This is a genomic window from Duganella sp. CF458 (assembly GCF_900113115.1).
Lineage (GTDB): Bacteria > Pseudomonadota > Gammaproteobacteria > Burkholderiales > Burkholderiaceae_D > Rugamonas.
The window spans coordinates 1-18,415 of sequence record NZ_FOOF01000030.1 but is presented as its reverse complement, the minus strand read 5'-3'; the positions used below and the strand labels follow the sequence as shown (position 1 = coordinate 18,415).

The 18,415-nt window shown below is 61.2% G+C and carries 20 protein-coding genes; 6 read left to right on the top strand and 14 right to left on the bottom strand.

Annotation, left to right across the window (positions count from 1 at the left end; genetic code table 11):
* Window positions 1–112: 112 nt before the first annotated feature.
* Window positions 113–1,504 carry a chromosomal replication initiator protein DnaA gene (gene dnaA, locus BM269_RS28385; RefSeq protein ID WP_055931971.1) on the bottom strand — a complete coding sequence of 464 codons (1,392 nt, stop codon included), beginning with the start codon at window positions 1,502–1,504 and terminating at the stop codon, window positions 113–115.
* A 394-nt stretch (window positions 1,505–1,898) separates the two neighbouring features.
* Between dnaA and rpmH the strand changes: the two genes are divergently transcribed.
* The 5 genes from rpmH to mnmE all read left to right on the top strand — a co-directional run bounded on the left by rpmH (window position 1,899) and on the right by mnmE (window position 5,890).
* Window positions 1,899–2,036 (top strand): 50S ribosomal protein L34, encoded by a 138-nt coding sequence (gene rpmH, locus BM269_RS28380; protein ID WP_078035393.1) that lies wholly within the window; start codon window positions 1,899–1,901, stop codon window positions 2,034–2,036.
* Window positions 2,037–2,057: 21 nt separating this feature from the next.
* Window positions 2,058–2,465 (top strand): ribonuclease P protein component, encoded by a 408-nt coding sequence (gene rnpA, locus BM269_RS28375; protein WP_090445833.1) that lies wholly within the window; start codon window positions 2,058–2,060, stop codon window positions 2,463–2,465.
* Window positions 2,462–2,695, top strand: a complete 234-nt coding sequence (yidD, locus tag BM269_RS28370; protein WP_057262297.1) for a membrane protein insertion efficiency factor YidD — start codon at window positions 2,462–2,464, stop codon at window positions 2,693–2,695. The genes rnpA and yidD overlap by 4 nt, the downstream gene beginning before the upstream one ends.
* An 8-nt stretch (window positions 2,696–2,703) precedes the next feature.
* Window positions 2,704–4,437, top strand: a complete 1,734-nt coding sequence (gene yidC / locus BM269_RS28365; RefSeq protein WP_090445811.1) for a membrane protein insertase YidC — start codon at window positions 2,704–2,706, stop codon at window positions 4,435–4,437.
* 73 nt (window positions 4,438–4,510) lie between these two features.
* Window positions 4,511–5,890 carry a tRNA uridine-5-carboxymethylaminomethyl(34) synthesis GTPase MnmE gene (gene mnmE, locus BM269_RS28360; protein ID WP_090445808.1) on the top strand — a complete coding sequence of 460 codons (1,380 nt, stop codon included), beginning with the start codon at window positions 4,511–4,513 and terminating at the stop codon, window positions 5,888–5,890.
* A 387-nt stretch (window positions 5,891–6,277) separates the two neighbouring features.
* On the opposite strand, the gene BM269_RS28350 is transcribed toward mnmE, so the two are convergent.
* Together BM269_RS28350 and BM269_RS28345 are read right to left on the bottom strand one after the other, a co-directional pair.
* Entirely contained in the window at window positions 6,278–6,877 is a 600-nt protein-coding gene (locus BM269_RS28350; protein ID WP_090445803.1) for an Hpt domain-containing protein, read from the bottom strand.
* Between the two features lie 48 nt (window positions 6,878–6,925).
* Entirely contained in the window at window positions 6,926–7,900 is a 975-nt protein-coding gene (locus tag BM269_RS28345; RefSeq protein WP_090445800.1) for a CAP domain-containing protein, read from the bottom strand.
* A 113-nt stretch (window positions 7,901–8,013) separates the two neighbouring features.
* On the opposite strand from BM269_RS28345, the gene pssA reads away from it, so the two are divergent.
* Window positions 8,014–8,796 (top strand): CDP-diacylglycerol--serine O-phosphatidyltransferase, encoded by a 783-nt coding sequence (gene pssA, locus BM269_RS28340; protein ID WP_090445798.1) that lies wholly within the window; start codon window positions 8,014–8,016, stop codon window positions 8,794–8,796.
* A gap of 53 nt (window positions 8,797–8,849) precedes the next feature.
* Here the strand turns inward: pssA and BM269_RS28335 are convergent, their stop codons facing one another.
* From BM269_RS28335 to BM269_RS29695, 11 genes are all read right to left on the bottom strand, one after another.
* Window positions 8,850–9,725: an aldo/keto reductase gene (locus BM269_RS28335; protein ID WP_229204832.1), complete on the bottom strand. Its 876-nt coding sequence runs from the start codon at window positions 9,723–9,725 to the stop codon at window positions 8,850–8,852.
* Window positions 9,725–10,870: a D-alanyl-D-alanine carboxypeptidase family protein gene (locus tag BM269_RS28330; RefSeq protein ID WP_090445797.1), complete on the bottom strand. Its 1,146-nt coding sequence runs from the start codon at window positions 10,868–10,870 to the stop codon at window positions 9,725–9,727. The genes BM269_RS28335 and BM269_RS28330 overlap by 1 nt, the downstream gene beginning before the upstream one ends.
* A gap of 38 nt (window positions 10,871–10,908) precedes the next feature.
* Window positions 10,909–11,541 carry an alpha/beta hydrolase gene (locus tag BM269_RS28325; protein WP_090445826.1) on the bottom strand — a complete coding sequence of 211 codons (633 nt, stop codon included), beginning with the start codon at window positions 11,539–11,541 and terminating at the stop codon, window positions 10,909–10,911.
* On the bottom strand, window positions 11,541–11,861 hold the full coding sequence (locus BM269_RS28320; RefSeq protein ID WP_090445795.1) for a (2Fe-2S) ferredoxin domain-containing protein: 321 nt from the start codon (window positions 11,859–11,861) through the stop codon (window positions 11,541–11,543). The genes BM269_RS28325 and BM269_RS28320 overlap by 1 nt, the downstream gene beginning before the upstream one ends.
* Window positions 11,862–11,888: 27 nt before the next feature.
* Window positions 11,889–13,073 (bottom strand): VanZ family protein, encoded by a 1,185-nt coding sequence (locus BM269_RS28315; RefSeq protein WP_090445793.1) that lies wholly within the window; start codon window positions 13,071–13,073, stop codon window positions 11,889–11,891.
* Window positions 13,074–13,076: 3 nt separating this feature from the next.
* Window positions 13,077–13,730, bottom strand: a complete 654-nt coding sequence (locus tag BM269_RS28310; RefSeq protein WP_090445790.1) for an ABC-type transport auxiliary lipoprotein family protein — start codon at window positions 13,728–13,730, stop codon at window positions 13,077–13,079.
* A gap of 18 nt (window positions 13,731–13,748) precedes the next feature.
* On the bottom strand, window positions 13,749–14,687 hold the full coding sequence (locus tag BM269_RS28305) for an MlaD family protein (RefSeq protein WP_090445784.1): 939 nt from the start codon (window positions 14,685–14,687) through the stop codon (window positions 13,749–13,751).
* A gap of 10 nt (window positions 14,688–14,697) precedes the next feature.
* Complete coding sequence (locus tag BM269_RS28300) at window positions 14,698–15,537, bottom strand: ABC transporter ATP-binding protein (RefSeq protein WP_090445781.1); 840 nt, start codon at window positions 15,535–15,537, stop codon at window positions 14,698–14,700.
* The gene (locus BM269_RS28295) at window positions 15,537–16,658 is read right to left on the bottom strand and encodes an MlaE family ABC transporter permease (RefSeq protein ID WP_090445777.1); all 1,122 of its coding nucleotides are present in this window, start codon (window positions 16,656–16,658) and stop codon (window positions 15,537–15,539) included. Before BM269_RS28295 ends, BM269_RS28300 begins: the two co-directional genes overlap by 1 nt.
* Window positions 16,659–16,714: 56 nt before the next feature.
* Entirely contained in the window at window positions 16,715–18,193 is a 1,479-nt protein-coding gene (locus tag BM269_RS28290) for a B12-binding domain-containing radical SAM protein (protein WP_090445774.1), read from the bottom strand.
* A gap of 38 nt (window positions 18,194–18,231) precedes the next feature.
* The coding region (locus tag BM269_RS29695) for a hypothetical protein (RefSeq protein ID WP_211482759.1) at window positions 18,232–18,415 on the bottom strand (184 nt) is incomplete at its 5' end.

Here is an 18,415-nt window from a genome sequence, read left to right as displayed (position 1 = left end):
CAGTATAGCAGTCTGAAACCGGTAGTTCTGGGTCTGACCCAAGGGTCAGACCCGATCGGCGGCTGACGCGTGTGCGGGTCCGACCCTTGGGTCGGGCCCTGGTTTACCGGTTTTAGCCTTTCAGCGTCTGCTCCAGCACGTGAAGCTCGTGGTTGCACTCCGGGTTCTTGGTGCGATCCGCGGCAATCTTGCGCACGGCGTGCAGCACGGTGGTGTGGTCGCGTCCTCCGAACAGTTCGCCGATTTCCGGCAGCGATTTCTGGGTCAGTTCTTTGGCCAGGTACATGGCGATCTGGCGCGGGCGGGCGATGTTGGCTGGGCGGCGCTTGGAATACATGTCCGCCACCTTGATGTTGAAGAAGTCCGCCACCGTTTTCTGGATGTTTTCCACAGATATCTGGCGGTTTTGCACAGACAGCAGGTCCTTCAACGCCTCTTTCACGATATCGATCGAAATGTCCTTACCGTGGAAGCGGGAGTAAGCCAGGATCTTGCGCAGGGCGCCTTCCAGCTCACGCACGTTGGAGCGCAGGTGCTTGGCTACGAAGAAGGCGACGTCGTCGTTCAGGGTCACGCCTTCGGACTTGGCTTTTTTCAGCAGGATCGCGACGCGCATTTCCAGCTCCGGCGGCTCGATCGCCACCGTCAGGCCGGAGTCGAAGCGCGAGATCAGGCGGTCATCCATGCCGGTGATCTCTTTCGGGTACGTGTCCGAGGTGATGATGATCTGCTTCTTGGCCGCGATCAGCGCTTCAAACGCATAGAAGAATTCTTCCTGCGTGCGGGATTTCCCGCCGAAGAATTGAATATCGTCGATCAGCAGCATGTCCAGCGAGTGGTAGTAATGCTTGAAGTCGTCGAAACCCTTGCGTTGGTAAGCGGTCACTACGTCGCGAACGTACTGTTCTGCGTGGATGTAGCGGATGCGGGCGCCTGGCTGGTCGGCCATCACCTGGTTGCCGATCGCGTGGATCAAGTGGGTCTTGCCCAGGCCCACGCCACCGTAGAAGAACAGCGGGTTGTACGACACACCAGGATTGTTCGCTACCTGGATAGCGGCGGCGCGCGCCAGCTGGTTGGCCTTACCGGTCACGAAGGAGTCGAAGGTCAGGTCCGGGTTGATGCGGCTGTTTTCGCGGGTTTTCGGGTTCTGGTATTCGGCGGCGGCGGTCGGCGCGGCGGCGGCGGCCGGGCTTTCCGGGCGCATGTCGCTCAGCGGGCCGGAGACTACGGCGGGTGCGGCGGGCTTTTTCAGGGCGTGGGTGCGCGGATCGAGGACGAACTGCACCTCGATGACGGTTTCCCAGTACTGGCAGGCCAGGGCCGTGATGCGGCTAGCGAATTGAGTCTTTACCCAATCCAGCTTGAACCGGTTTGGCGCAGCAACACGCAGCTTGTTGTCCTCGAAATCGAGGGGCACAAGCGGCTTAATCCAGGCACTGAATTGTTGCGGCGTCAGCTCAAGTTCCAGTTGCTGGGAACAGGACTGCCAGAAATTTTCCATGAATCTATCTATATGCAAAAAGTGTGGGAGGGCGTTCGTAATCGCCACACGTAACGCGCTATTTTAGCCGCTAAGTTGGAAGTTATCCACAGGTTAACCAGAATTTTTGCACAACCGTGCGGGGGTTGGGTTTTTTGCAACCGAACCGGATAGGCGGCCGCCGCAGGCAGTGTCAGACCCTGCGGGTCTGACGCTGGTTTGCCGGTTTAAGTGGTTGACAGTAAACCGAAAATTCCCGATAATCCTGGGTTCCCCGCCCGTAGTCCGTAATTTTTCAGATACGATGCGCGGATTTAGCGGGCAGTGAGATTGGCGCAGTGCGCGAAATGTCATTGGCACCAACATTTTTAGGGACACCGTCCGTCCCGATTTTGTATTTTTTAGCGAGACCAACATGAAACGTACTTACCAACCTTCCGTTGTGCGTCGCAAACGCACCCACGGCTTCCGCGCCCGTATGGCTACCCGTGGTGGCCGTCAAGTCCTGAACGCACGTCGTGCAAAAGGCCGCAAGCGTCTGGCTGTAGTTTAAGCACGCTTGTTAGCTGATCGCGTGGAAAGCTGTCCTAACAGCTCGACAGGCGAAGGCAGACACGACTTCGCTCGCGCTCGGCGCATCATAAAAACGGATGAATTTTCATCCGTTTTTAGTTTGCGGCCAACGCAGAAGAGCGCGCACTTCGTGCTCTATACCCGCCAGAACCAGCTGCCGAATGCGCGGCTGGGCATTGTCGTTGCCAAACGCTTTGCACCGCGCGCAGTCACCCGCAACACCATCAAACGCGTCACGCGCGAACTGTTCCGCGTTACCGACCTCCCTTCCATTGATTGCGTGGTGCGCCTGTCGCGCCCCGTCAATAGCAAGGACGGCCCGGCCACCACGGCCAAGCTGAAGGCCGAACTGCGGCAGGAACTGACGCGCCTCTTTGCACAAGCCAACAAGGCCAGGCCGGCAAAATGAAGACGCTGCTGACCATCCTGCTGCGTTTTTACCAATGGGTCATCCGTCCGCTGATGGGTGCACCGAATTGCCGTTTTTACCCTAGCTGCTCCAACTATGCGCTGGAAGCCCTGCGCGAGCATGGTGCGGCTCAAGGCAGTTACCTGGCATTGCGCCGGGTATGCCGCTGCCATCCCTGGAACGCGGGCGGGGTCGATCCCGTGCCGCCCAAGCACTTCAACCACTCCTGAAGAACCGAATGGATATCAATAAACGCTCAATCCTGTGGATCGTCTTCGCGGTCTCGCTGGTTATCCTGTGGAATAACTGGATGATCTCGACCGGCAAGCCGTCCATGTTTGCTCCGGCTCCTGCCAAACCGGCCGCTGTGGCTTCGGCCTCCGCGACTGCCGGCGGCACGCCTGCTCCTGCCGCTGCCGGCGCCGCCGCCGCGGTGAATGGCAGCGCGGTCGCTGCACCGATCAAGACCGAAGTGGTGACCATCACCACCGACGTGATGCGCGTCGATATCGACACCCTGGGCGGCACCATCAAGCGCCTGGAACTGCTGAAACATAAAGAAGCAGGCGACCCGGGTTGGCTGGGCGGCTGCTTTGGCATGTTCGAGTTCTGCAAGCCGAAGGGCGGCCAGAAGACCGAAGTGCTGTTCAGCGAGAATGGCAAGCATACCTACCTGAGCGAAACCGGCCTGGTGAACGCACCGAACCTGCCTAACCACCAGACCGCGTTCGTGGCCCAGCCGGGCGCGCGCATGCTGAACGACGGCAACCAGGTGAAACTGGTGCTGGAAGCGGAGCAGGGCGGCGTCAAGCTGACCAAGACTTTTGTCTTCAAGAAGGGCGATTACGTGGTGGACGTGCAGCACACCGTCACCAACACCGGCACCGCGCCGGTGAGCCCGCAGCTCTACCTGCAACTGAAGCATGACGGCACTCCACCGGAAGGCTCGGGCTTCATGAACCCATCGTTCATCGCTCCGACCATGTTCACCTCGGAGAGCCACTATAAGAAGTACGAGTTCAAACAGATCGAGAAAGATGCCAAGTCGCTGGCGGAAGATCCGAAGTTCAAGCCGAGCCACGTGACCGACGCCAAGGACGGCTGGGTCGCGATTGCGCAGCACTTCTTCGTGTCCGCTTTCGTGCCGCAGGATAAGCTCGAGCGCACCATCTTCACCAAGAAGGAAGGCGACAACCTGTACTCCATCGGTGTAGTGCAGCCGCTGGGCACCCTGGCGCCAGGCGCTTCGGTGACCAACAATGCCCGCCTGTACTCCGGCCCGCAGGATACCGACACCCTGAAGCAGGTTACCGAAGGCCTGGACCTGGTCAAGGACTACGGCTTCCTGGCAATCGTGGCACGCCCGATGTGGGCCGCAATGGCCGCCATCCACTCCGTGGTTGGCAACTGGGGCTGGACCATCATCGCCTTCACCGTGGCGATCAAGCTGCTGTTCTTCCCGCTGTCCGCCGCTTCCTTCCGCTCGATGGCGAAAATGAAGACCGTGACGCCGAAGATGACCGCGATCCGCGAGCGCCACAAAGGCGACCCGCAGAAGATGAACCAGGCCATGATGGAGCTGTACAAAACCGAGAAGATCAATCCTCTCGGCGGCTGCTTGCCTATCCTGGTGCAGATGCCGGTGTTTATCGCCCTGTATTGGGTGCTGAATGCGTCGGTTGAAATGCGCGGTGCCCCATGGGCGCTGTGGATCACCGACCTGACCCAGCACGATCCATGGGCGATCCTGCCGATCCTGTACGCGATCTCGATGTACATCACCACCCGCCTGAACCCGCAACCTGCGGATCCGGTGCAAGCCAAGATGATGATGTTCATGCCGATCGCCTTCTCGGTCATGTTCTTCTTCTTCCCATCCGGCCTGGTGCTGTACTGGGTGGTGAACAACCTGCTGTCGATTGCGCAGCAGTGGGTGATCACCAAAAAACTTGAAGTTGGCGCCGCCAAGTAATTTCTGAGAAGCCCGCGCCAGACGCGGGCTTTTTTTTAGAACCGGTTTACCGGTTTAAAAATAGAATCATCAGATGAACCTAGACTCCTCCCCCATCGCAGCTATCGCCACCGCCCCCGGCCGTGGCGGCATCGGCGTCGTGCGCGCGTCCGGCAAGAACCTGCGGTCGCTGGCGCAAGCGCTGTTCAAAGGCACGGACCTCAAACCCCGCCACGCCACCTACATCCCCTTCACGCAAGCCGACGGCACTGTCATCGACCAGGGCATCGCGATCTGGTTCAAGGCCCCGCACTCCTACACCGGCGAAGACGTGATCGAGCTGCAGGGTCACGGTGGCCCGATCGTGCTGCAGATGCTGCTGCAGCGCGTGCTGGAAGCCGGCTCCGAACAAGGCCTGCGGCTGGCCGAACCTGGCGAATTCACTCGCCGCGCCTACCTGAACGACAAGCTGGACCTGGCGCAAGCCGAAGCGGTCGCCGACCTGATCGACGCTTCCACCGAAGCCGCCGCCAAGTCCGCATCCGCTTCGCTGAGCGGCGCTTTCTCGCAAACCATCCACGCCCTGGTGGAGCGCGTCACCCACCTGCGCATGCTGGTGGAAGCCACGCTCGACTTCCCGGAAGAAGAAATCGACTTCCTCGAAAAGTCCGACGCGCGCGGCCAGCTCAAAGGCATCGTCGAAGCCCTCAACCAGGTGTTCAAGCAAGCCTCGCAAGGCGCGCTGCTGCGTGAAGGCTTGAACGTGGTGCTGGTCGGCCAACCGAATGTGGGCAAGTCCTCACTCCTGAACGCACTGGCCGGCGCCGAAGTCGCCATCGTCACCCCGATCGCCGGTACCACGCGCGACAAGGTCAGCGAAACCATCCAGATCGAAGGCATCCCGCTCAACATTATCGACACCGCCGGCATCCGCGGCCACGATGAGGCGGTGGACGTGGTGGAGCGCATCGGCATCGAACGCACCTGGGGCGAAGTGGGTAAGGCTGACGTCATCCTGCACCTGCTGGATGCCGACCATGGCCCGACCCGCCATGACGAAGCCATCGTCGCCAACTTCCCGCAAGGCGTGCCGGTGCTGCGCATCTGGAACAAGATCGACCTCTCCGGCCACAAGCCGTCCGTCGACGAGATGTCGGATGCAACGCACATCTACCTGTCCGCCAACGAGAAAACCGGCATCGACCTGCTGCGTGCGGAGCTGTTGCGCATCGCGGGCTGGCAGCAGACCGGCGAGTCGCTCTACCTCGCGCGCGAACGCCACTTGATCGCATTGCGCAACGCATCGCGCCACCTGGACTACGCCGGGCAGCACGCCGCGCAAACCGATCAGTCGCTCGACCTGTTCGCGGAAGAACTGCGTCTCGCGCAAGTGCAGCTCTCCACCATTACCGGCGAGTTCTCATCAGATGATCTGCTGGGCGTGATCTTCTCGCGCTTCTGCATCGGCAAATGATGACGCGGAACTAAGTCCTATCGCGCCAGTGCATCTCATTGGAATAATTTTGTTTCTTTTGGTGCGCTGACGCACGTTGAGTCCCCCATGCCACTGATTTAATCCTGCTATTATTTTGTTGAGGCAGGTCATATTCCTGTCTCGGTAATGCAGTAACCTTGGTTTCAGGGCATGTCTGTAAAGGGGAGTATCGTGGAGACGCAACAGGAAATCCCACCCGCTGAGATTGTCGCGACGGCCCCGCGCCCAAGCGGCGTGCGCCAATCGTTGCCTCCCAAGGGCTCCTGCTGGTACTGCGAAAAACCGTTGGATGCCGTACGGCGTTTCTGCGGCAAGGAGTGCGCGGATTCCTTCGATGAAGAGGCGCACTTCTCGGGGTGACAGCGGCTAAAGTTCCATCTCCAGCACGTCCAGCGCAGTTTCGAAATCGAATGCATGTGTAGCCGCCGCAACCATCTGGAAGGTCGGCACGCCCAGCGCGGATGCCAGTATCGTCGCAGATTTCTCCACCAGGTCGATGGCCGCGCCATCACCTTCACGCAGTAGTCCCACCAGTTCTTCGATCAATGCGCGCAACTGCGCGGGATCGACCGCGGGCGGATCGCTCGCCGCTGCTTTGCTGCCCTGTTCGAGCAGGAGATCGTCGATACTGCCGCAGGCTTCGCGCAACAGCACTGCGAGTTCCGATAGCAGGGCGGCGACTTCGACACCGTCGGCGATGGCGTTCTCCACCAGCACTGCCTGGTCGTGCACGAGCTGTGCACCGATCAGGCCCGCAGAACCTTTCAGCGAGTGCGCTGCCAGTTGCGCCTTGCCCTCCTGTTGCTGCGTGAGCAGCGACTGGATACGTTCGCAGGAATTGCGGTAGTCCTGCAGGAAGCGGCGCAGGATTTGAAGATACAGGGCACGTTCGCCCATCAGGCGGTCCAGTCCCTCCTCGACGTCGAGGCGCTGGCGTATTGGTGCGCTGGAAAGAAGCTTGCTCATCAGGACAGAATTTAGCACTCTGTCCCGATGGGGGCTAGGGGAGGGACGTTATTTTGTCGTAAATGACCAATTTTTCGTCACTGCGACACTGTCGACGGTACCGGTGAAGGCCACGTCGTAGATCGTGTTGCTGGTCAGCGTTGACAGCGGAACAATAGCGGCGGCATGCACCGGCGTGTGCTGGTCGGTGCCGCTGGTCAGCAGGCGCGTATTCAATTGCGCACCACCGCGCGGACGGACGGTGAAGCTTGTCACCGTGACATTGCCGGTGATATCCGAGTGCACACTGATCGGATAGCCGACGCGATTCAGGTTCGGTACCGGATCCGGCGATTCGGTATCGCTGTCAAAAGTGGTCGGGACCGCAGTCTGGGTGTTCTTCGGATAGGTGACGATATTGCCTTTGCCCAGTCCCGCGCCAAAACCGTTGCGGGTGGCCAGGTCGGCGGTGAAGTAGGTATAGCCGCCGCTCGCGGTCGAGGCGCCGGTACCCATCTCGCGGAACATCGGTTCGAAGATCACAAAGCGGTGGTAAATCGCCGCGATCAGTTCTTCCGCATGGTAGAAGCCTGCGCGGTCGCTGGCGGCGGAGATCACTTCGCCATATGCATACGAGGTGCCCAGGCTGTAGCCGGCGGCGGCGAGGCGATCCGCCAGCGAAGCGCCGGTAAAGCCGGGATTGCCGCCAACCTGGTCGTGTGACACCGTGTTATTCAGGCGCAGGTAGTTCGAATGCCCAACGGCGGCCTTGTTCAGCAGCTCATTGCAGGTCAGCATAGTCAGGCCGATATCGGCGCGGCGGTAATTGAACCAATTGAAGCCATCGATCGCCGTGTCGCCGGTGGCGCCGGGCAGGCCGGTTGGCGAAACCACGCAACTCGTGGTCGGTGGGGTGGTCGGTGGGTTAATCACCGGCGGCGTGGTGGTGCTTCCGCCGCCGCCGCCGCCACCACCGCAAGCGGAGAGGAGAGCTGCGACCACGAGGGTTGGCAACTTATGGTGCCACTTATTGAGCGTATACATAGTGAACTCCTTTATGGCGCGATTCTATGCCAATTTCAGGCAATATGTGTTTCTTTTGTAATCCATCGGGCGAGGTAGAATAGCCTTTCTTTTTTGATCATCATTGCCTTAATTTGAACACTCAACGACACCAGCGACTCCAACGCGCCAAATTTGCCTTACCAAGCACGGTAACGCTGCTCTCGATCGCCTGCGGCTTTGCCAGCATTGTGATTTCCGTCGACAACGCCCACCTCGGGCTGGCGCAGGATTACCGCCTGGCGGCGGCCTTGCTGGTGCTGGCGGGGATCTTCGATGCGCTGGACGGCTTTGTGGCGCGCGCCACCGGCACCGGCTCCGACTTCGGCGTGCAGCTCGATTCGATTGCCGACGTGATGAACTTCGGCTGCGCACCTGCGGTGCTGCTGTATTGCTATGGCTTCGTGCAAATGGGCCCGGCGGATCCGACCCTGCTGCGGGTGGGCGGGATTGCGGCGTTCTTCTTTGTCGCCTGCGGTGCGCTGCGCCTGGCGCGCTTTAATGTGAACGTGGGGCGTACCGATCCGAAGTACTTCGTCGGGATGCCGATTACCGCCGGCGCGGCTTGCGTGTCTGCGGTGGTGGTGGCCTGGCCGGAGTTTCCGGATTCAAGCCTCGAGGGGTATTTTGTCGTGGCGCTGCTGTTTGTGGTGGGCAGCCTGATGGTGTCGACCATTCGCTTCCCTAGCTCAAAGCAGAAGAAGAGTACTGCGGCGATGGTGCTGCTGGCGGTGAATGTGGGACTGCTGGTTTGGCTGAGGTACTACTACTTTGTGCTGTTCTTTGTGGTGTATATCGCGTTTACCGTGGGGCTGAACCTGGCCTGGCGTGCTGGTTGGCGTGGGATTGCGCCGCCGCAGGTTTTTGCGGACGACTGATTAAAACCGAACTTGGTGTCTGACCCTGCGGGTCAGACACCGGGTTGCCGGTTCTAGGCGACTTCATGCCCCCGCGCCGCGCGCAGGATCTCGAACCACTGCGGCCTGCTCAGCGCAAACTGCGTCGCCTCCACAGCCACCTCGATAGATTCAATGCGGCCGGAGCCGGTCAACGGCACCGGCCTGCAAGGCAGCTGCATAATCCACGCAAACACCACGCTGGCAAACGGACGATTCAATTCATCCGCCACTTCCTTGATCTTCAAGCGCAACCGCTCGCCTTGCTCGTCTCCGGCAGTGAACAAGCGCCCGCCGCCCAAGGGCGACCAGATCATCGGTTGCACGCCCAGGTCCTGCAGCCCATCGAAGGTCTCATCGAACATTGGCGCCAGGTGCAGCGGTGAAAACTCCACCTGGTTGGTCACCAGCGGCACACGCTTGTTCAGCGTTTCGAATTGATGCCGCGAGAAGTTCGACACCCCGAACTCCCGCACCTTCCCCTCGGACCGCAAGCGCTGGAACGTATTGGCCACTTCATCGAAGTCCATCAAAGGATCGGGACGATGAATCAGCAGCAAGTCCAGGTAATCGGTGCGCAGCTCCTTCAGCGAATTCTCCACCGACGCCACGATATGCGCGGAGCTGGTGTCGTAATGCTGGATGGTATGCGTCGGACGGCGGCCGGAGACCAGCTTGATGCCGCACTTGCTCACGACCTGGATCTGTTCGCGCAGCGAAGGCTTCAAGGCCAGCGCTTCGCCGAACAAGCCCTCCACGCCATAGCCGCCATAAATGTCGGCATGGTCGAAGGAGGTCACGCCCAGCGCAATGCACTGCTCGATGAAGGCCAGCCGCTGCTGCGGCGTCATGTCCCATTCGGTCATGCGCCACATGCCCGCGACGATGCGGGAAAGGTCCAGCTTCGCCATTACTTCATCCACAGGCGCACGGAATCCCATGCGCGGCCGAAGATCGAAGCCTGTTCAACAGTTTCCAGCGCGACGACTGGCAGTTCCAGCAGCGGTTTGCCATCCACCATCATCTTCAGTGTGCCGACGCGGGTGTTGGCGGCGATTGGCGCCACCAGCGGGTCCTTGCGCTCCAGCACAGGCTTCATCTTGGCAGCCACGCCCTTCGGCACGGTGACCAGCACGTCACTGGTGAAGCCGATCTTCATGGTCGCCTGCGAGCCTTTCCAGATCTCCGGGGTGTAGACGGCCTGGCCCTTGGAGTACAGCTTCACGGTGTCGAAGTTCTGGAAGCCCCAGTTCAGCAGCTTCTGGCTTTCCGCGGTACGCGTGCCGTCGGAATTGGTGCCCATCACCACCGAGATCAGGCGGCGTTCCAGGTTGCCGGCAGGGCGCTTGGCCGAAGCCACCATGCAGTAGCCGGCGGACTCGGTGTGGCCGGTCTTCATGCCGTCCACGGTCGGGTCGAGCCACAGCAGGCGGTTGCGGTTCTGCTGGGTGATCTTGTTGTAGGTGAAGCTCTTCACCGAATCGATCTTGTAGAACTCGGGGAAATCCTGGATCACATGGCGCGCCAGCACGGACAGGTCGCGTGCGGTGGTGTAGTTCTCCGGCGACGGCAGGCCGTGCGGGTTGGCGAAATGGGAATTGGCCATGCCCATGCGCTGCGCCTCGCGGTTCATCAGGGTGACGAAGGCCGATTCGTCGCCGGCCACTGCTTCCGCCAGTGCCACGGCGGCGTCATTGCCGGATTGGACCATCAGGCCGTGCAGCAGGTCGTTGATCGAGACCGGGGTGGCCGGGTCGATGAACATCTTCGACGAGCTGGAGTCCACTTTCCATGCCTTGACCGATACGTTCACCTTCTGGTCCAGGGTCAGCTTCTTGTCCTTGATCGCCTGGAAGGTCAGGTAGGCCGTCATGATCTTGGTCAGGGAAGCCGGTTCCACGCGCGAATCCGGGTCCTGGGCGGCAATCACTTGCCCGCTGGTGGAATCCAGCAGCAGCCAGGACTTGGCGGCGATGGTTGGCGGCGGCAGCGTTTGCGCTACCGCGGAAGTCATGAGCAGCACACTGGTTGCCAGTGCAGCGATGATCTTTTTCATTGGTGCTTATTCTTACTAGTAGGGGTTGCGGGGGGAAATTATTGTGCTTTCGATCCCCACAAGGCGATCACCCAATTCTTGATGTGACCGAGCTTGCGGTGGAAGAAATGGTCGGCGCCGGGAATCACGATCACAGGAATGTCCTGCGGGCGTGCGTAGTCCAGCACGTCGATCAACGGGATGGTTTCATCGTTCTCGCCGTGGATCAGGATGGTGTCCGCCGGTACATCGGCGATCTGCCACTTGGCGGCGGCGGTACCGACCAGCACCAGGCGTTCCGCCGGGGTGCCGGCAGCGGTCAGGCGCTGCGCCAGGTGCGACTGCACGAAGGTGCCGAACGAGAAGCCCGACAGCGATACCGGCAGGCCGGGATAGCGCTGCACCATGTGCTGGTACAGGATCATCATATCGTCGGTTTCGCCGTGGCCGTGGTCATGCACGCCTTCGGATGCGCCGACGCCGCGGAAGTTGATGCGTGCGGCCACGTAGCCCAGCGCCACGAAGGTGCGCGCCAGGGTCTGCGCCACCTTGTTTTCCATGGTGCCGCCGTACAGCGGGTGCGGGTGGGCCACCAGGGCGATGCCTTTCGGCGTACCGGCCGGCATGTCGAGCAGGCCTTCCATCAGGCCGGCATTGCCCTGCAGCGTAAACTTCTCGGAATTCTTGTTCATCATTTGATTTTGAGGCGCTCTACTTCTTTACCGTTGACCAGGTGGCTGTCGACGATTTCGTCGATGTCGGCGGTGTCAACGTAGGTGTACCAGGTGCCTTCGGGGTAGACCACGGCTACCGGGCCGTGTTCGCAGCGGTCCAGGCAACCGGCGGAATTGATGCGCACCTTGCCTTCGCCGTTCAGGTTCAATTCCTTGCAGCGTTTCTTGGCGTGCTTTTGGGCGGCTTCGGCGCCGCGCGGGCCGCAACTTTCGCGGCCGTCATCACGATGGTTCGTACAGAAGAACACGTGATGCTTGAAGTATTGGTTGTCGCTCATCTGAAGCCTCTTTTATGATGCAGGCGCTTATTTTACCGGGGTTTCCCGGGTTTCCTTGTTCAGCTTGTGCGATGGGAGGCAAAGGTACCAGAGGGCTGCCAATGGCCACGCCAACGACAGGAACTGGGCCGCGCCGTAGAAGTTAAGGAATTTCCCTTGCACCCAGGTCTGCAGCGTTTCGCTGAAATATGGGTTGGTCGGGGTCGTGTTGACGATCAAAAGGCTGAGCAGCAGCGTGGCCACCGCCAGCCTGCGTTGCGCCACGTGGGGCGCGAAAATCAGGCCGCCGAGCATGATCACGCCGATCAGGAAACCGCCCTGGGCGCCCGGCGTGACCCACACGAAGGCGGCATCGGGGCCGAGCTGCAGCGCGGTCGACAGGGATTTCACCAGCACGGCAGCCACCACCAGCAGCGCGACCAGCGGCGCGCGCGGGGCCGGCTTGCGCAGGATGCACAGCAGGGTCAGGGCCGCGCCCACCATGCCGCAGGCGGTGACGATGGTCTCGGACAGCCAGTATTGCTCCACCGTCAGCGTCACGTCGGGCCGCACCATGGCTGCCAGGTCGATGTCCATGTCCAGCAGTTCGCTGAGCCATTCGGACAGGATGGGCAGCAACTGGCCCAGCCCGAACAGGAAGCCTTGCGGATATATCTGCGTCAGCGGCCATAGTGCCACCAGCACCAGGCCCTGGCTGGCATGCTGGGCAAACCAGCGCTGGCGCAGCTTGTAGGCATTGCTGGTGTCCATCAGCTTGTGCGCGGTCAGCGCGCCGATGAAGGCGCCGATGATCGAGCCGCCGCTGTTGGTATAGAAGTCCAGGTTGGACGAAACGCGGGTCGGCAGGTAGGTCTGCACCGCTTCCATCGTGCCGGAGACCAGCATGCCGCCAATGCTGGCCAGCAGGAAGGCCCAGAAACCGGTGACTTTCGGCCGCATCGCATACACCAGCAGCATGCCGAATGGGATGTAGCCGATCACGTTGATGCCGGCGTCAAAGCCCGTCCAGTAGCGCGGCAGCGAAGTCCATTCGAGGAAGATCAGCGGCGACAGGCCCTGGTTTTGCCAGCCGGAGAAGGGGAACCAGCTGGCATACACGATCAGCACCATGTAGGCGAGCAGGGTCGCGCGCGCTACCGGCGAGCCGGTACGCTCCGGCGCCTTGGTGGGCGGGGTGGGCGCGGGGGCTGGGGCGGGCACTTCTTCGCTCATGGCTTAATTGGGCATGGTCGCCAGCCAGGCCAGGATGTCGGCGGCAATGCCGTCGGTGCTTTCGGCCAGCGCGCTGGCGCCACCGGCTGCGTCGGCGCTTGGTGCGCGTGCAGTGCGGCTGAAGGTGCGTTGGTCGACCAGCTTGTGGTTGCGGAATAACGAGGCGCGCAAGACGACGCTGGCGCTGCTCTGGGTGGCGGTATCGAAGTTCTGCGAAAACTCGTCGGCTTCGAGGCGCAGCAGTGGCAGGCCGCCTGCCGCGTCGCTGGTCGACACCACTTTGACGCCGGATTGCGCGATGCGGGCTTTCAGGCGTTGCGACAGCAGCTGCAAGGGCGTCACCGACCAGTTGTTGTAGGCATACGGGCGCGATTGGCGTGCGTCGGCATACATCAGGCGGTAGAACATGCGCTGGGTGTCGAGCGAGGCCGGGCCGTTCACGTCCGACACGACCAGGGCCTGTATGCCGGTTGCCAGGCCGCCGGCGCCGCTCGTGCCATTATTGCCATTGGTCCCTGCGAGGACCGGTGCCAGGCTGGCTGCCGCCAACGGCGCGCCCATCGGGCCAAAGTCGTAGGAAGTCGGCTGCGGTCCTTTGCTGGCGCAGCCGGCCAATGCGGCGGTAACAACGGCGATCAGGAGAATGTTGTTCTTCATTGCTGGTCCTTGTTTGCCTTATTTTCCAGTCGGGTCAAAGCCGGGTTCGCCCGGGCCCGGCGGCGTGCCGGGAGCACCGAACAGGATACTCGACGGGCGATCGCTAATATTATTCATGGTGCGGCGAATGGCGCGCATGGAAGACTTGGTTTCGTCCGCCAGCCCGGTCACCCCAGGCAGGGTCTCCAGTTCAACCCCGCTGGCCACTGCCTCGACCGACGTCGTGGCGCGGTCGACCGAGGCGGTAATCCGCTGCACTGCGCCGTCCGGGCCCTGCAGTGTGCGCGCCACCTTGCTCGCCTCATTGGCCAGGGTGTCCACCGATTGCATGGCGCGGTCGCCGTGCTCCACCAGCGCCGGAATTTTCTGCACAGCCGGATCCAGCTTCGCCGCCAGCTCCTTGTACGAATCGGCCGCTTCGCTCACGTCGCTGAATGCCTCCAGCATCGTCTTCTGGTTTTCGGGGCTGAGCAGGGTATCCAGTTTCCTGGTGACGTCTTCCGCCTTTTCCAGGATTGCGGTGCCGCGCTTTTCCAGCTGATCGAACAGGCCTGGTTGCAGCGGAATGCGGCTTGGATTCTGCTTGCTGGTCGCGAGTGCAGGCGAGCCGACGGATTCGTCATCCAGCTGGATATAGGCGATGCCCGTCACGCCCTGGTAGCCCAGTGTCGCGTAAGTGGTCTTGGTAATCGGCGTCGCGGGGTCAATGCTCAGGTGGATCAGGATCTGGCCGGCCAGCTTCGGATCGAAATCGATGTCGTCCACCTTGCCCACTTCCAGCCCGCGATAACGCACCGCGGCTTGCGGGTTCAGGCCGGGCACCGACTGCGTGGTCGCAATCAGGAAGGGGTCGTACTTCACCCGGTCGCGATTGAACCAGATGCCGAACAGGATCGCCGCGATCAGCAGCGTGATCGTGAAGATGCCAGTCATCAAAGCGTGTGATCTGTTTTCCATGCCTTGCTCCTTATTCCAAGGCCTCCAGCGCGCGCTTGCCGCGGTCGCCCAGGAAGAATTCCTTGATAAACGGGTGATCGGTCTTGATCACCTCGCGGGTCGGCCCGATCGCCAACACATGTTTTTCCGCCAGCACCGCAATGCGCGTGGACAGCGCGAACAGCGTGTCCAGGTCGTGGGTCACCATCACCACTGTCAGGCCCAGCTCGCGGTGCAGGGACTTGATCAGCGACACAAAGCTTTCCGACAGGTCCGGGTCCAGGCCGGCGGTCGGCTCGTCCAGGAACAGCAGCTTGGGCTCCAGTGCCAAAGCCCGCGCCAGCGCAACGCGCTTGATCATGCCGCCAGACAGGTCGCTCGGCATCTTGTTGGCGTGCTCCGGGCCCAGGCCCACCATATTCATTTTCAGCAGCACCGCGTCGCGGATCAGGTGCGCGGGCAGGGTGCCCAGCTCCTGCATCGGCTGCGCCACGTTCTCGAACACCGTCAGCGCGGAATACAGCGCGCCCTGCTGGAACAGCATGCCCCAGTGGTTGCGCAGCTCCTGCAGGTGGCCTTGCGAGGCGATCGTGATGTCCTCGCCGAAGACGCGCACGCAACCCTTGGTCGGGCGCTCCAGTCCCAGCATCTGCCGCAGCAGCACCGTCTTGCCGGTGCCGGAGCCGCCCACGATCGACAGGATCTCGCCGTTGTGGATGGTGAGGCTCAGGTCATTGTGGATCACCGTGCGGCCGAATTTGGTTTGCAGGTTGCTGATCTCCACCGCAGGTACGCTGCCATCCAGCGTCAGCTTGCTCTCGCCCTCGGGGCAACCGCAGCTTTCTTCTTCCTGTTCCGGCAGGTCGTTCATCAGTAACCCACTCCATTGAAGACGATTGCGAAGACTGCGTTCGCCAGGATCACCACGGTAATTGCCGTCACCACCGACGTGGTGGTGCCGCGGCCCAGGCTTTCGGTATTTGGCTGGATGCGCAGGCCGAAATGGCACGACACCATCGCAATCAGCATGCCGAATACCGCGCCCTTGAACAGGCCGATGTAATAGTTCGCCAGCGGGACTACTTGCGGCAGCTTCATGATGAAGTAGCGGACGGACAGGTTCAGTTCCACTTTTGCCGCGATCATGCCGCCGATCAGCGCCGCCGCGTCGGTCCAGATCACCAGCAGCGGCATGGAGATCGCCAGCGCGACCACTTTCGGCATGATCAGGCGGTAGCCATGCGAAATACCCATCACCAGCATCGCATCCAGTTCTTCCGTCACGCGCATCACACCCAGTTGCGCCGTGATGGCCGACCCGGAGCGCCCGGCCACCAGGATCGCCGCCATCAATGGCCCCAGCTCGCGCACGATCGACATGCCGAGCAGGTTGACCAGGTAGATGTCGCCGCCAAAGTTGCGCAGCTGCTGCGCCGACAGGTAAGACAGCACCACGCCGATCAGGAAGCCCACCAGCGCGGTGATGCCCAGCGCCTGGAAACCGGCATGGAAAATATTCGCCGAGATTTCGCGCCATGGGCCGCGCCTCGGATTGCCGGCAAAGCGCCCGACGTCCTGCACCACCGAGCCAATCAACTGCACGAAGCCCCGCATATGTTCGAGGAAGTGCAGGATGCCGAAGCCCAGCGATGTGACCCAGCCGAAACGCTCCTTGCGCGCACGCGGCATTTCCAGCTTGCCGGCTGCTTCGATACGCTTGAAGATTTCTTCCTGGCCGTTGGCCAGTTTCAATTTGGCCGGACGCTTATAGTCCCAGGCGCTCCACAACAATTGCGCGCCGACGTGGTCCAGCATGTCGATGCCGCTCAAGTCCCATTCGACCGCTTGCTTGTCTTTTAAGGGGGCAAGGCAGCCGTCGATAGCCTTCATCACCCGCTTGCTGGCGAGTGCACTGACTTGCCAGGTTCCCCCGGCTGAAACCGTGCGCCCGTCTGGGCTGATAGATAACGTTGGCTCTTGAGCAATAGGCATGCCACCAGTGTAAAAGAGTTTCGCCTATAGCGCCACTCAGCGCGGCTCAGTGCGGCCTAGGCGGCCAGGTGCCTCGCTTGACGCGCCGGCGCGGCGCTTGCCAGCGCCGCCACCTTCTGTTTTACGCCATGCCCATCGCGCGCCAGCAGTTCGGTCACAGCGGCGGCTTCCAAGCCGGCAACTCCCAGCCAGCGTCCGACCATCACTGCCAGGCGGTCCAGCGCGATCCTGTGGGTTGCGTCCGTGTTGGCATAAAGCCAATCGGAAAACGCCATGAACGATTTGAACGGGGACTCGCCCAGCAGCACCGGAACGGTATGCGTGAACCGTCCCGAATTCGCCACCAGGTCCCAATAGCGCGCGAAGCGCACCAGGCGCTGCATGGTCGGAAAATCAATATCCCGGTTCGCCAGGATCGTATATGGCGGGTATGGGTCGTACACCATCCCGAATTCCTGGGTATGGCGGATGATCGGCGTGCCGCGCAGGCGCTTCAGGATGCCGAACTGGATCTCGTGCGGGCCCAGCGCCCACAGCTTGTCGAAGCCTTCGGCAAAGCTTTCGACCGTCTCGCCCGGCAGGCCGGCAATCAGGTCGACGTGCATGTGCACGTCCGAATGCTCGCAAAGCCAGCGGATGTTGTCGGCAGCCTTGGCGTTGTCCTGCTTGCGCGAGATGTTCGCCTGCACCACCGGGTTGAAACTCTGGATGCCGATTTCGAACTGCAGGGTCCCTGGCGGGAATTTCGCAATGCCTTCCTTGAGCGCATCCGGCAGGTGGTCCGGCACCAGTTCGAAGTGCGCGTACACCGGATCATCCGGCGCCGCGGCCAGTTTATCCAGGAAGAACTTCATGATCTTCAGGCTGGTCTTGATGTTCAGGTTGAAGGTGCGGTCCACGAACTTGAAGGTGCGGGCGCCGCGCGCGTGCAGTGCTTCCATCTCCGCCAGGAAGGTGTCGATATTGAAGGGCCAGGCAGTCTTGTCCAGCGCCGACAGGCAGAACTCGCACTTGAACGGGCAGCCGCGCGAAGCCTCCACATATAAGGTGCGGTGGGCGATATCCTCATCCGAGTAGATCGAATAGGGCAGCTTGATCTCGGCCATCGGCGGCTGCACGCCCGCATGCACCTTCATCAAAGGTTTCGGACCGTTCAGGATCTCGCCGCACAATTTAGGGAAGGTCACGTCGCCCCAGCCGGTCACCACGTAGTCGGCCAGGCGCGTAATTTCCTGCTCGGCGGTTTCGTAAGAGACTTCCGGTCCACCGAGAACGATGACCAGGTGTGGCGCCACACGTTTCAGCGTTGCCACCAGCCGGCGGGTCTCTTCAACGTTCCATATATAGACACCGAAACCGACGATCTTCGGCTGCGCCGCCAGGATGCGTTCCACCATCTCGGTCGTCTTCGCGCCGATCACGAATTCCTGGATGCGCGTCTGCGCCTGCAGCTCCCCCATATTGGCGAGCAGGTAGCGCAGCCCCAGCGAAGCATGGGTGTAGCGGGCGTTGAGGGTGGAAAGCAGGATCGTCATGGCGGAAGCGGTAATACGGTATTACGAAACCATGCATTTTACCCTTGCGCGACCGGCGCCGGTCCGTTATAGTTCTGTCCCTCGCAACGCAGCAACGTCAACGACGAAGCAGCGAAGCGAAAAAAGAAGGGGTTGACGAGTTGCACGCTGTACCGCATAATCTCGCTTCTCTGCTGCTGACGAACACAACGCTTCGTCGAATGAACAAGGCAGCGATCTTTA